The sequence below is a fragment of the Bradyrhizobium aeschynomenes genome, from assembly GCF_013178945.1.
GTDB classification, from domain to species: Bacteria; Pseudomonadota; Alphaproteobacteria; order Rhizobiales; family Xanthobacteraceae; genus Bradyrhizobium; species Bradyrhizobium aeschynomenes.
In genome coordinates this window covers 422,371-435,158 of sequence record NZ_JABFDM010000004.1, presented here as the reverse complement: position 1 = coordinate 435,158, position 12,788 = coordinate 422,371, and the positions used below count along the sequence as shown (strand labels likewise).

Genomic DNA, 12,788 nt, shown 5'->3' with positions numbered 1-12,788 from the left:
ACGCGTCGCGCGGCACAACGATGCTTGTAAAGCATTCCGGTCCGGGCAGCCCCGCTGTTTCGGAATGCCGCCCCGACGTGAAGGGGGTGCTGCGGGACGCCGCATCTCGAAGGAGTTCAGGATCGGACGACGACAGCAGCCTTCGCCGCCCTCAACGACGACTGTCGCGGAATGACCGTGCGCCAGGCATGAGAGGCTCGGTCCGCGGCGGCACTGCCGGATCATGGCGACCGCCCGCGACCCCAGCATCACAAGAATCTCGCATCCGAGATGCTGCACCCGTCTGGATCGCTGGATGCGATCGGCACGCGTCAACCCACCGCCACGTCGCGCGCAGGCTCGGCCAGCCACGCCACCCCCGGCAGCGCCATCAGCGCGGGCTTGGCGAAGTAGTAGCCCTGGAACAGGTTGATGCCGGCGGAGCGCAGCACGGCGAACTCGGCCTCGCTCTCGACGCCCTCGGCCAGCACGGCGATGTCGAGCTGGCGCGCCATGGCAGCGACGCCCGACACGATCACCTGCTTGGCGGGATGGCGGTGGATGTCGCGCAGCAGCTCCATGTCGATCTTGATCAGGTTCGGCTGCAGCCGCGCCAGCAGGTTGAGGCCGGCATAGCCGGCGCCGAAATCGTCGAGCGCGGTCCAGAAGCCGAGCTCCTTGTAGCTCTTGACGATGCGCTCGACATGGTCGGGGCTCGCCATGCGCTCGTTCTCGGTGAACTCGAACATCAGGTTCTGCGCCGGGAAGCTGGCCCGCTTCGCCGCGGCCAGCGATTTCTGGATGCAGGCGCGCGGCTCGTAGACCGCGTTGGGCATGAAGTTGATCGACAGCCGGGCGCTGGCGTCATCGAAAAGGCGGCCGGCGGTCTCGATCGCCAGCACCCGCGCCGACTGATCGAAGCGATAGAGCTGCGCTTCCGTGAGTTGCGAGAGCACGCTTTGAGCGCCCTCGCCATTGGGCCCGCGCACCAGCGCCTCATAGCCCCAGACCCGGTGCGCCCCGACGTCGACGATCGGCTGGAACGCCATCTTGAACGCAAACGGCAGCTCGGCCCCGTCCGCGCAGCCTGCGCAAGCGCCAGCCATGATCTTCTCCCCGGTTGTCTCCGGGAGAGTACGGATGCGGCCTTAACAAAGGCGGAAGGATTGTGGCCATACCGACATCAGAAGGTATGGACCGGCTGGCGGAGAGAGTGTCCGCATTGATAGGCCAAATATTCCATATATTACAAATAGTTCGCTTAGTTAGGCGCTTGCGTTCCCACGGCGGGACCCTCGTCATCGCGGCGGATTGGAGCGGAGAAAGACGAACGATTGCGGCCAATTTTGCCGGCGAATAGCGCATATGTGGCGCGGAACATTGGAGCCGAATTCTGCTTGGATGCCGGACACTGGAAGCCCTCCGCGGATTGTCGTCACGCCGCTATTGGTGTCGGGTTGATACACATGGGACAACTCTCGAAGTTGAACACTGATTGGACGAAACCTATCGCGGGCGTTTCATTGCTGAGCTTTTAGGGGCGAGCCGTGCCGGCCGCCGGAGCCGCTCCGGACACACAGGGGCTTCCGCCAGAACCGTTCGCTCGATCGGCGTCTGAGCCGCCCTCGCGGTCATCCTCACGGAATTCGCCAATCTCGCAAGCATCAAATCGGGCGATTACAAGATGCCGATATGATCCGCGATCTCCATCGTGAGATCCCGCGCGGAAGTCATCGATGGCAAGACCGCGGAAGCCGCGCAGGTGCGCTGGGACTTAGGCGCTCGGAGACCTATGCCCGGGTCGATGAAAACAACATCGAGCGCGGTAACACCGACAGATCTGTCCTCCATGACCTGAGCGAGCCGCACCAGCGAGGCCGCCTCTAGCGGAGCTTCGCCTTTCGCGACACGGATAGCAACGCCTCTACGTCGGTCGGAAAGGGTGCCTGACGTTGAATGAATATGTATCGCCGGACGCCTGGTTCGCTCTCTTCGAGGAACGGGGTGCCCTCTCCAGGGACGGTTACAAACTAGCCAGTTATGCTCATACGCCGGCCGCCGATTGCTGGGCGCATCTATTCGGACAGCTGTCGTTTGCCTCCCTGTTGTTTGTGGTAATCGCAGCGACCCGGAATGGAGTGAAAGGCGCTGAGCTGCGCCCATCGAGCGCGAGTGCAGGCAAAGGCGCCCTGATCTTCTTCTTCATTACGACCTCGGTAGTGGCATCTCTGAAGGTTTACGGGGAGTATTTCTCCTCTCGTCCAGACGTCAATAACGGTGAAGCCCGCGCCGATATCGCGCAGTCCTTCATGTCTGGCTGCGTTCGCTCACAAACAAACATGGTAGCCAACCTTGGCGCGACCGACGCTTAAATCAATAGTTGCTGCAATCGTCTTGCGGCTTCCCTCGGTTTTCTCACGTATAAGCAGATCGGGATGAGCAACGCGATGGACTAGACAAGAAGGACAATCGAGCCGGTCGGCCCCGCGTGCCAAGCTAAGCGGCGACAGATCAGCAACATCGAGTCGGCGCAGTCACCAGGGGCCGATTCGACCTCCCGCAAGCAAAAATTGCGACATACTCTCAGTTTTATTTCACGGCGAATCAGGCCCGCATCCATTGCGGATTATCTTTCTTCAACCAAGTTAGATGCTCAAGGCAGACCGGATTCTGGAAAGAGCTCGAGTTAGCGGGCCTGGGGTGACGGGGATTTTTGCAAAGATCTCCCCTTTGTATTGCGCCCAGCTGATCGCTTTCAGGCGTTCGCGCGCTTCGGCCGGGTCCGCAGCAACGATTTCTATCGCCCATTCTGAGTTGTCGAATTTGTACTCGAACAAGTACCGCTGAAAATTACCCTCACTGGAGGTCATCATGTACTTCGTCCTCTATCGCGACCACGCCAATCAATGGCGCTGGACCCTCTATGCCGCCAATAACCGCAAGATCGCGGATTCAGGCGAGAGCTACTGGAATAAGAATGACGCACTTCACGGAATTGGTCTTGTGATGAGCACCAACAGCACGACGCCGGTCCACGAACGCTGATCGGCGCCTCTCATTTGAGATCGAGCATTTGGCTGAGACGCAGGACCGCCTCCTCGGAGGTTAGACGAGCGAGAATTTCGACCTCGCTCGGTTCTGCGCCTCCCTTGGTCTGGAAGAGAAAGTATCCGCTGTCATCGGCAATTTCTTGTCCGGAAAGCTCGATGCGGCGAGCCGTGATCGGCGCAATGCACAACGTGGTGTCATCATCCACTTTTGCGCTGAAGTAGTAGTTGGACATCTCATTCTCCGAGGCTCACATGACTAAGCCTGAAAAGACACATGTTGTGGTTCCAGAAGCCGAGATCACGGTCCGCTATTTGGCGGACTACATGGCGGCTTCCGAACGCCGGCGACGTTCCATCATCGAAGGATGCAAGTATCGGCCCCTCGCTAGGTTGCTTCAGCACAAAGAGGCGCAGATCACGATCTCGAGCGCGATCCAGAGCGGGACAGCGGATCCTAAGACCTTGGAAACAAAGGCTGATTACATCCGAAACAAACTTGCCACAGATGATTTTGATGCTCTGACCAATGAGGCGAACGCTGATTACCTGGAGCGTTTCAGCGAGGTGGTGGCCAGCATCAAATTGCCCAATGCGGAGATTTTGCCCGGCAAGAAATTCCCCTCTGTTAAGGTCCACGGGGTGAAGGTGAAGCTCAAGCCGCACCTTTTGCTCGCCCGCATAGACAAGAAGAACGTTCAACGGACCGGAGCCTTCATGTTGCGCTATGCCAAAGGCAAGCCGCTCGACCCGAACGTCGGTGGATATCAGTCCGCGGCGGTATTTGGTCTTCTCAAGAACCATCTCAAGGAGGAAGGCACTGAAGCTGACCGGTCCATTTGCGTCACTCTCGACGCCTTCAGCGGCGAGCTTTATCCCGCGCCGGGAAACTCTGTCACGATATTCGAGAACATGAAGGCAGCTTGCCAGACAATTTCCGAGAGATGGCCGAACATCCCGCCGCCGAAGGGCGCCATCATCTGAGCACGGCACCTCGCATTTCGCGCAGTAGCGCCGCGATGGGCCTCCTCTCATCGACCGACCGCGCCAAATAGCCTCCGTGCTTGAAGGCATTCTGGTTGCCCTTCGGGGCTCCTGGCGAAAGGCCCCCGTGCATCCGACAGCGACCGTTAGGCATTGCCGGCGACTGGCAGGGTTTCCCGTGCCTGCTCTTCGTTCTCGCCCCGCAACGGGGAGCATTTTGCATATCCCATAGCATGGGGTCGAGCCTCTGGATTTTTCATAGACGTCCCTGGGATCCTGTCCGACGATGGCTTGGCCGTCCAGGTAGACGTGCACGTGGTCAACGACGACCCTCTGCTGACCCTTGCCGCCGTACTTTGAAAGAACCGCAACCTGCTCGGCGTTGGCCGTTGTTAGCTTGGCGGCCAGCGTCAGGTCCATCTGCTTGCCCTCGACGCTTTGGTCAGGAAGCATCGCCCGGCGATAGCACTCCATGGCAGCAGCCTGAGAAGCGAAGAGCTGGGCAGCCATCATGCCCTAAATCGTATCCTTCGGAGTCACCCCGGCCATGACGACGAGAATGGCTGTCGTCTTGTCGTCGAGATCCTTGCCGGGTTGCGGGTTGCGACCGCACCAGGCAGCACTGATCACCTAAATGCAGCGCATCAGATTCCACTGATCCGACGTTGAGCCGCCTAGGCGCTTCAACTCGGGCACGCAGGTGTCGAGTTCGTCGGGAGGCGGGCAATACGCAACGTTCGCCTTGACTTCCGGTGTCGACGGCGCCGGGACCTGCTCGACAGGAGAGGCGCTCTTCTTGGCCCTTACGTGCCACAGTAACCTAGTAAGCTGTCCAATCGTTGAGCCAAGACATCCACGAGTCCGCGGATCTCAATTGAGCTGTTCGGCTCCTTCGTTGTCTCGAAATATTGCCGCTGAACGGGGATTGCACTGGCGGTTGCCGCAGCGCTGCGAATTCCCCTTCGCTTGGCTGCACGCTCGGTCAGGCACAGACGCTGCTCGCCTGCATTCACCCGGTCGACGACGTTGCCCCTAGAAATGGTCCCAGGTTTAAGAACTCGTTCTCGGGGTCGACGCGGCTCGAACTCTCAATTAGAGAGCTTGGTATTCGCTCCGGTCGATAGTGGAAGACGCCGCGAGCGCTGACATGCCTATCGTAGCCAGTCGGGAGAGGAAACTTCGGCGTTCCCGGCGGAAACATCTGCACGGCGCGGCGACCTGCTAGCTTTTCTGCTGCGGCCGGGGCACGCCTTGCCCCGAAGCAAAGGTTCTACGCTGGGTCTCCGGAGGACACGGGCGCGGCCCGTTCGGGACTTGGTGGCCTATGCATGATGGGTTAAGTGATGCGCCTTATCCCCGCTATAGTTGGACCTAAGCCCACTGATTCGTTCCGGTAATGTGTATTCGCTTGCGAGAACTGTTCGCCTGTACTGAACACGGCGGCGCTTTCGTTGCCGAGGCCGCTGACGGTCGGCTGCTGCATATAGACGAGGTCGTCTCTGGGCTTGGCTGCCACTGCGTGTGCCCCGGTTGCGGAAGACCGATGGTTGCGAAAAAGGGAGATGTGCAGGCGCACCATTTTGCGCATCATACGCAGACAAATGGCACATCGTGCATCTCTGCCGGCGAGACAGCCCTCCACAAATTCGCGAAAAGTATTTTGAACGATCGCCTGGAAATCACTCTGCCAGCGCAGGTCGTGGAGCAGCAGAGAAACCGCGAAGTTGTCGTCCGGGCGGCGAAGCGTGCTTTCGATCGAGCAATCCTGGAAACCAAAGATGGGCAGATCATTCCTGACGTCGTGTTAGTATTACGCGACCGCCGGCTCATTGTAGAATTCAAAGTGACACATCCCTGCGAGGCGGAAAAGATCGCACGGATCCGAGCGATGGATGTGGGCGCAATTGAGATCGACCTTTCGCAATACCGCGACCACAATCTCAGAGAGATCGGCGACAAGATACTATACGACGCACCGCGTAAATGGCTGCACAATCCGCGGGAACGTGAAGCCCGCGCACGCCTCGAAGCGCGGGCGCTGCGGCGAGCGGAGGAAAACCGTGCGCAAATCGAACATTATCGCATCTCTTATTGCCATCGTTCACCGTCAAAGGTCCCGGGAAGCGGGACCTCCGAGGTCGCGGCCCGGAAAAATGGCCTCGCCGACCTCATCAATCTGCCGGTAAATGGGGCCGGTTGCTTCACAGTGGCCGTTGCGGAATGGCAAGCGGCTGTTCTAGAAGCATTGCTCGCTTCAAGGAAAGCGCCTTTCCGAGCTCGGAATGGACTCGCGGCACTCCGAAGCAGACGATGGCTCGACACATCGTTTGCTGACATTTCTGGTGAAATCGCATGCGACGTGCGAGCGTCTGGGATTCCGTTCAATTCCCCATTCGGGGCCGTCGAAGCATATCTAACTCGACTCGAACGCCTTGGCTTCGTTCATTCCGGCCCGACTGAGATTTGGCGGCCCTCGCATACCCTACTGGCGCGGGTCGATAAGGCGCGCGAGCTCCGCGCGCGACCGGTCAAACGTACGCGCGAGCTCCGTCAGTTAGTTGAGAAGCTTATCGCCACTCTTCCAGCAGACGAGACCGCTGCTTTCGCATTTGAACAATGGTGCAATTCAATGCTCCTGGAACGCGGCCATTCACCTCGTGAAGCAGTCGACTTCGATGAAACCCTGTGGCGATCGTTTACGAACGACCTTGACAATGTCGCGACCCGAATCCGGTTCTCGCCGCGAGAACGCCTGGATCTGATTGGGCTTCCCTACCATGGCGCCCTGGCGCGTGCACTCGAGCGCAAGCATGCAGAAGAAGCGAAACGTCAAAGCGACAATCAAGCGAGAATCGCTGCAGACCAAGCTACGCGGATCGACGATTTTCGAAATCGCGCGCTTCGACAGCTCGGCGGGGAAGCGGAAATCTGGCTTGTGACGTTAAACTCAATCACTGGAGGGCGTCCTCCCATCGAGGTCGCTTCAGATAGCGAGGCTGGTCGCGACGATGCGCTCCGGGCGCTCCATTCCCGAGCACGAGAGATTGAGATTCAGCACCGAGCGAGCAAGCGGAAGGCAAAAGCCGTGGCCGAGCTGGCCGTCCTCGCACAGTCTCGGTATTATGACGAGGCGCGAGCTGTCTTATGGATGCGAGGCAGGAGGCGGGAACTCGGCGGAAAATCACCAGAAGAGTTCACGATTGATGACGTCACCAAACAAAGGTGTGTTGAGCTGCTACCCACGAAACGTTCGCGTCGATAGGCGCTCGGATCTTATATGGCCACAGCAATGAATCGACCTTCCAAAAAGCACCACTTCGTACCTCAGGCGCAGCTTCGGAATTTCTCCGCGGATCCGGAGCAACGTTTTCTCTACGTGCTCGACAAACAAACCGATCGCTCGTTCCGAACCTCCATCCTGAACGCTGGCTCAGAGAACGACTTCAACACCGTCAGTGTCGGCGCCAGGAAGTGGAACTTCGAAGATCTATTCCAGAAAGTCGATACCCGGTCCGCTTGGCTTATCGCGGAGATCCTGTCGCGCAAGTCGGTGGCTTGGCTATCCGAAAATGACCGGCATGCTTTGGCCGACTTGTTCGCCACGCAGATGCTTCGCACGCATTTCAGTCGGACCACGCCGGCGCACCTCGCTGATCGGCTTCGGGATATCGCACGACAGCTCGGCTACGATCCTGATCAGGATCCGACCATGGTGGCACCATCAGATACATCGCTGCGCCTCGGCGCAGTACGGACATTCCTTCATCGCAGCGAACAAGGCGTCGCGCTTCTGCGCCTGCACCCCGCCTTGTACCGAGCGAATGGAAGCCACCAATTCATAATCTCTGATCATCCCATCGCGCTGATTAATGCCTTTCCCTATGGGGAGCTCGGACTTACTTCGCACGGCATACTGGTCGTCCTACCCATTTCACCAGAAATCGCAATAGCTTTGCACTGCCCGACCATTGTGAAGCGCTATGAGCTCGCTGAGCAGGCAGGTCTGGCGGCAGATCAGAAGGAGCGAGTGCTCCGATACCGAGACGGACTCAGGTCTGGCAACCCGATCGATATTGATGAAGAGGCGGTCCTGTCCCTTAACCATCAGCAAACGGTTCACAGCGCGCGATACCTCTACGCGGCCGCCGACACATTCGATCGCACGCGCGAAGCATTGGAACGGCAACCCCACCTTCGTTCCGTCAAGGCACACCTGACGTTAGGCGACATGGGACGGCCGCCTAAACGACGGTCAGGGATGCCGTCAGGAACGTACCTTGTCGTCCAAGGTCCCGCCGACCACGGGATGCTCACAATCGAGGAGATCGATCCTTACGGAGAAGGTATCACCGCTCGCACCGACCAAGTCTCATTGTTGGCCCAAATGGCATTGGATCGAGGCATGCTCCGTGCCGAACTCTATACGGATGGACGCCCCATGCGCGCGATAGGCGCTGCTATGATCGAGCCCTTTGGAAACACCGCCGATGGCTGGTTCCGCGTGGTTCACCGCGGTGCCAGCATGAGAGAATTAGGCAAGCGTCTCGATCGCAACGGCCTTTAGCCGTCCCTTTTTTGACCGCAGGCCCCAATGTCGAACGTGGAGCAGTTCGCAGCACAAATCGCAAACTTTACGCAGGGAGGTATGTCTCTTCTTCGACATGAGGCTTTCGCCGGCGGGCTGGCGTAGGAATATCGCACAAGGACTGCTTCCACGGCCGACTTTCTGCTCTCGACTTGCGTTCCCTCGGCAATGCACTACGGCAGCCTCAACGAACTGGATGGTGCGTACACTGCACGTGCAGTTGCGGCTCCCCCCTACACCCGGGCGGCGCAGGCCAGGGGCCGCTGTAATGTTGCGAGTTCGCAAAATGTAAGAAGTTATTGCGGTCGCCCATCTAGGTCGGGATGGGCGTACCAGCGGTGGGACCAACGTGCCCTACAATCACTTAGCTCAGGTTTAGCCGTCCCGGGCTAAAGTGTCCTGGTCGAGTGCCTTCTTTCCCTTTGCAGCCCAGAGCGCGCGGGCTCGTTCGCCCTGATCGCCGTTGAGTTTTTCGGCAATCCAAATCAGCGCGCCGAGAATCGTGGCGCGATTGTCGCCGGTCAGATCAACTATCCCGGCTTTGACGACGAGACCGCCAAGCTCGATGAGATGCCGCGTACGCTTGCGGCGTTCGACCTGCCACGTGCGCATGTCATGTCGCGCCCTTTCGGCTTGATAACGGCTGCGTGCCACTAGGTGGCGTCGGTGCGCTTTCCACATTGCGATCAATTGCTGGCGCAGCTCGTCGCGCGCGGCCTTGAAAAAACGCGGCCCCTCGCCGGGCCCACGCCTCCCTCCTTCCGGCCTCCTTCGTCTCGGCCAGCACGATCAGCGCGCCGGCCAATTCATCGGCGCTGAGAGCATCAGCTCCTGTGGCGATAACGAGTTCGCCGAGCTGGCGCACCTTGCGATTTTTCAGCCCGCGCGCTTTGTCTTCGAGTGCCTTCAGGTCCGCATCAAAGTCCCTTGGTTTGCGCATCCTAGTCTCCGCGAGTTGGATGGCGAAAGGATAGCTCGACATCCTGCACAATGCTGTAAGGTCGTTAGGATGGCTTGAGACGGCGTAGTCCCTCCCGAGATTTTTTCGAGGGAGGGCGCGCTTATACGTCGTTCCGACGTACGCTTCGCTGTGTCAGTGATTGGGTCGCGATGGCGATCTATCATCTTCACGTCAAGGTCATTGGCCGGAAGGCCGGGAGCAGCGCGGTGGCGTCGGCGGCCTACCGCTCTGCCTCGCGGCTGCGTGACGAGCGGCTCGGCCGTGAGCAGGATTTTTCCGGAAAGCGCGGCGTCGTCCATTCCGAGGTGATGCTGCCGGAGAACGCGCCGGCCCGATGGGGCGATCGCGAGCGGCTTTGGAATGCTGTCGAGGCGTCCGAAGTCCGTAAAGATTCTCAGCTGGCCCGCGAGGTGGAGTTTGCCCTTCCGCGCGAGCTGAGTGAAGCGCAGGGCATCGAGCTCGCCAGGGACTTTGTCCGGAGCGAGTTTGTCGGTCTCGGCATGATCGCCGACCTCAATGTGCATTGGGACAGGGCCGAGGACGGTATGCCCAAGCCTCATGCCCATGTCATGCTGACCATGCGCGCAGTCGACGAGAACGGATTCGGCCAAAAGGTACGAGGCTGGAATCGCACCGAAGTGGTTGAGCGCTGGCGGAAGCGCTGGGCCGAGCTTGCCAATGAGCGGCTGGCCGAGCGCGACATTGACGCGCGGATCGACAATCGCAGTCTGGAAGCCCAGGGCATCGCGCTGGAGCCACAGAGCCAGATTGGTGCGCCAGCCAAGCGGATCGAGGTGCAGGGCATCGGAGGCGAAGGCGGTAAGGCCGACCGCGCCGAGATGCACCGCGAGATCGCACGGAACAATGGCGCGAGGATCATCGCCGATCCCTCGCTTGGGTTGGACGCCATCACCCAGCAGCAATCGACCTTCACACGCCGCGACCTCGCCAAGTTCGCGCACCGACACAGTGACGGACTCGACCAGTTCAACGAGGTGATGGGCGTGATGCGGGGAGCGCCCAATCTGGTCGAACTCGGCAAGGACACCCGCGGCGAGGATCGGTTCACCACGCGCGGAATGATCGAGGTCGAACAGCGGCTGCACCGAGCTGCTGAACGGATGGCGAAACGGGAGCGCCATGCGGTTCGCAACGTGGACCGGCGAGCCGCCTTGACGCGCGCGGAAGCGCGAGGCCTGGTGCTTTCGGCTGAACAGGCAGAGGCACTAGCGAATGTCACGCACGGGCGCGATCTGAGCGTCGTCATCGGCCATGCCGGGACGGGAAAGAGCGCGTTGTTGGGGGTGGCGCGGGAGGCCTGGGAAGCGGCAGGCTTTGGGGTCCGGGGCGTAGCGCTGTCCGGCATTGCCGCGGAAAACCTCGAAGGCGGATCTGGCATTGCGTCGCGCACCATTGCCAGTCTGGAGCATGGCTGGGAACAGGGGCGCGACGGGCTCACGAACCGTGATGTGCTTGTCATCGACGAGGCCGGCATGGTGGGCACGCGCCAGCTCGAGCGCGTGTTGTCCCATGCGGCCGATGCTGGCGCAAAAGTGGTACTGGTCGGCGATCCGCAACAGTTGCAAGCGATCGAGGCCGGCGCGGCGTTCCGGTCGATCCATGAGCGTCACAGCGGCGCGGAGATTGGAGAGGTGCGCCGCCAACGGGAGCACTGGCAGCGTGACGCCACGCGCGACCTCGCGACCGGCAAAGTGGGCCATGCGCTTGAGGTCTACCGCGCCCACGGCATGGTGCACGAGGCCCCGAGCCGAGAGCAGGCGCGCGGCGATCTGATCGAGCGCTGGGATCGCGACCGGAAGACATCGCCGGACCTGAGCCGGATCATTCTCACCCACACCAATGACGAAGTCCGTGCGCTGAACGAGGCAGCACGCGAACGGATGCGGGCCGCTGGCGATCTGGGCGACGAGGTGCGTGTGACGGTCGATCGCGGCGCAAGAACTTTTGCCCGCGGAGACCGAGTCATGTTCCTGCAGAACGAACGCGGTCTTGGCGTGAAGAACGGCACGCTCGGAACCATGGAGCAAGTCAGTGCGCAATCCATGACAGTGCAGACTGACGATGGCCGATCTGTGCGCTTCGACCTCAAGGATTACGACCGGATCGACCATGGCTATGCGGCGACGATCCACAAGGCGCAGGGTATGACTGTCGACCGCGTCCATGTGCTGGCGACGCCAGGGATGGATGCCCACAGCAGCTATGTTGCGCTATCGCGGCACCGCGATGGCGTGGACCTGCACCATGGCCGCGATGATTTTGCCGATGACGATCGGCTGGTTCGCGCCCTGTCGCGCCATCGCGCCAAGGACATGGCCTCGGATTACGAGCATGCCGATCCGGTTCGGAGCTACGCCGAGCGGCGCGGGATCAGCTTTCGCGAGCGCGTGGTCGAGATCTTGCGCAAGGTGGTGCCGGAGAAGCTGCGAGACATGTTCGACGGCATTCGCTCGCCTGGAGATGTGCCTCGTCAGGACGGCGAGCTGAGGTCGGAGCGGCAAGCGCCGGAACGGGAAAGGAGCAGTACGCCCGCCGAGCGTCGAGAAATCGAAGCGCCGGAAAGGACAGTCGCGGAAGAACCGGAAGCGGAAGCGCGCCGCGTGCGGACTCGGGCCCTGGTGCGCCACGCCCGCGCCGTGAACGCGATCTTCGCGACCCAGGACACGGGTGCCAGGGCAAACCCCGAGCAGTTGAAAGAGCTGCAGACGGCCCGCCAAGCCTTCGAGGCGGTGCGGCCCTATGGCTCGCACGACGCCGAAGCCGCCTACAAGCAGAACCCGGAACTGGCCCGTGAGGCGGCTATTGGCCAGGTCGGCCGCGCTGTGCGCGCGCTGCAGCTCGAGACCGAATTGCGCATCGATCCGAGCCGCCGCGCCGACCGCTTTGTCGAGCGCTGGCAGAAGCTCGAACAGATCAGTCGGAGCCTGTATCAAGCGGGCGACATGACCGGCTACAAGGCCACGCGCACAGCCATGGGCGATATGGCCAAAAGCCTCGAACGCGATCCACAGCTGGAATCGATGCTCGCGAGCCGCAAGCAGGATCTTGGCATCGCCTTCGAATCGGGCCGCCGGCTCGGTCAGGAATTGGCGTTCACCCATGGCATCGACCTCGGCCGTGGCCGGGGCCTCGGGATCTGATTCATCCCGTTTGCCGCCGTTCCTACGCCACACCCGGCGACCTGCGAGATCCTCTTGTCTATCCGCAAATG

12 protein-coding genes are annotated in these 12,788 nt (G+C 60.6%); 6 read left to right on the top strand and 6 right to left on the bottom strand.

The window, feature by feature from the left end:
* Positions 1 to 311: 311 nt before the first annotated feature.
* Entirely contained in the window at positions 312 to 1,085 is a 774-nt protein-coding gene (locus HL666_RS14905; RefSeq protein WP_172110406.1) for an EAL domain-containing protein, read from the bottom strand.
* Positions 1,086 to 1,931: 846 nt separating this feature from the next.
* On the opposite strand from HL666_RS14905, the gene HL666_RS14900 reads away from it, so the two are divergent.
* Positions 1,932 to 2,351 carry a hypothetical protein gene (locus HL666_RS14900; RefSeq protein WP_172182170.1) on the top strand — a complete coding sequence of 140 codons (420 nt, stop codon included), beginning with the start codon at positions 1,932 to 1,934 and terminating at the stop codon, positions 2,349 to 2,351.
* A gap of 273 nt (positions 2,352 to 2,624) precedes the next feature.
* Here HL666_RS14900 and HL666_RS14895 read toward each other — a convergent pair whose 3' ends face one another.
* Positions 2,625 to 2,852: a hypothetical protein gene (locus tag HL666_RS14895; protein ID WP_246741547.1), complete on the bottom strand. Its 228-nt coding sequence runs from the start codon at positions 2,850 to 2,852 to the stop codon at positions 2,625 to 2,627.
* Between HL666_RS14895 and HL666_RS14890 the strand changes: the two genes are divergently transcribed.
* Entirely contained in the window at positions 2,851 to 3,024 is a 174-nt protein-coding gene (locus HL666_RS14890) for a YegP family protein (RefSeq protein WP_172110408.1), read from the top strand. The two genes, HL666_RS14895 and HL666_RS14890, sit on opposite strands and share 2 nt — an antisense overlap.
* 10 nt (positions 3,025 to 3,034) lie before the next feature.
* Here HL666_RS14890 and HL666_RS14885 read toward each other — a convergent pair whose 3' ends face one another.
* Positions 3,035 to 3,262, bottom strand: coding sequence for a hypothetical protein (locus tag HL666_RS14885; RefSeq protein WP_172110409.1), 228 nt, complete (start codon positions 3,260 to 3,262; stop codon positions 3,035 to 3,037).
* Between the two features lie 19 nt (positions 3,263 to 3,281).
* Between HL666_RS14885 and HL666_RS14880 the strand changes: the two genes are divergently transcribed.
* Positions 3,282 to 4,010, top strand: coding sequence for a hypothetical protein (locus tag HL666_RS14880; RefSeq protein WP_172182168.1), 729 nt, complete (start codon positions 3,282 to 3,284; stop codon positions 4,008 to 4,010).
* Here HL666_RS14880 and HL666_RS34415 read toward each other — a convergent pair.
* Complete coding sequence (locus HL666_RS34415) at positions 4,003 to 4,233, bottom strand: HGGxSTG domain-containing protein (RefSeq protein ID WP_283814792.1); 231 nt, start codon at positions 4,231 to 4,233, stop codon at positions 4,003 to 4,005. The genes HL666_RS14880 and HL666_RS34415 overlap by 8 nt on opposite strands.
* Positions 4,234 to 5,553: 1,320 nt before the next feature.
* Here HL666_RS34415 and HL666_RS14875 point away from each other — a divergent pair.
* Positions 5,554 to 7,272 (top strand): competence protein CoiA family protein, encoded by a 1,719-nt coding sequence (locus tag HL666_RS14875; RefSeq protein WP_246741546.1) that lies wholly within the window; start codon positions 5,554 to 5,556, stop codon positions 7,270 to 7,272.
* A gap of 15 nt (positions 7,273 to 7,287) precedes the next feature.
* Positions 7,288 to 8,574, top strand: coding sequence for a DUF4238 domain-containing protein (locus tag HL666_RS14870; protein WP_172182164.1), 1,287 nt, complete (start codon positions 7,288 to 7,290; stop codon positions 8,572 to 8,574).
* Positions 8,575 to 8,970: 396 nt separating this feature from the next.
* Here the strand turns inward: HL666_RS14870 and HL666_RS14865 are convergent, their stop codons facing one another.
* Together HL666_RS14865 and HL666_RS14860 are read right to left on the bottom strand one after the other, a co-directional pair.
* Positions 8,971 to 9,207, bottom strand: a complete 237-nt coding sequence (locus tag HL666_RS14865) for a conjugal transfer protein TraD (RefSeq protein ID WP_172110413.1) — start codon at positions 9,205 to 9,207, stop codon at positions 8,971 to 8,973.
* A gap of 1 nt (position 9,208) precedes the next feature.
* A complete protein-coding gene (locus tag HL666_RS14860) occupies positions 9,209 to 9,535 on the bottom strand; it encodes a conjugal transfer protein TraD (protein ID WP_172110600.1) in 327 nt (108 codons plus the stop codon).
* 170 nt (positions 9,536 to 9,705) lie between these two features.
* Between HL666_RS14860 and traA the strand changes: the two genes are divergently transcribed.
* Positions 9,706 to 12,717, top strand: coding sequence for a Ti-type conjugative transfer relaxase TraA (gene traA, locus HL666_RS14855; RefSeq protein WP_172182162.1), 3,012 nt, complete (start codon positions 9,706 to 9,708; stop codon positions 12,715 to 12,717).
* The last annotated feature ends 71 nt before the right edge of the window (positions 12,718 to 12,788 follow it).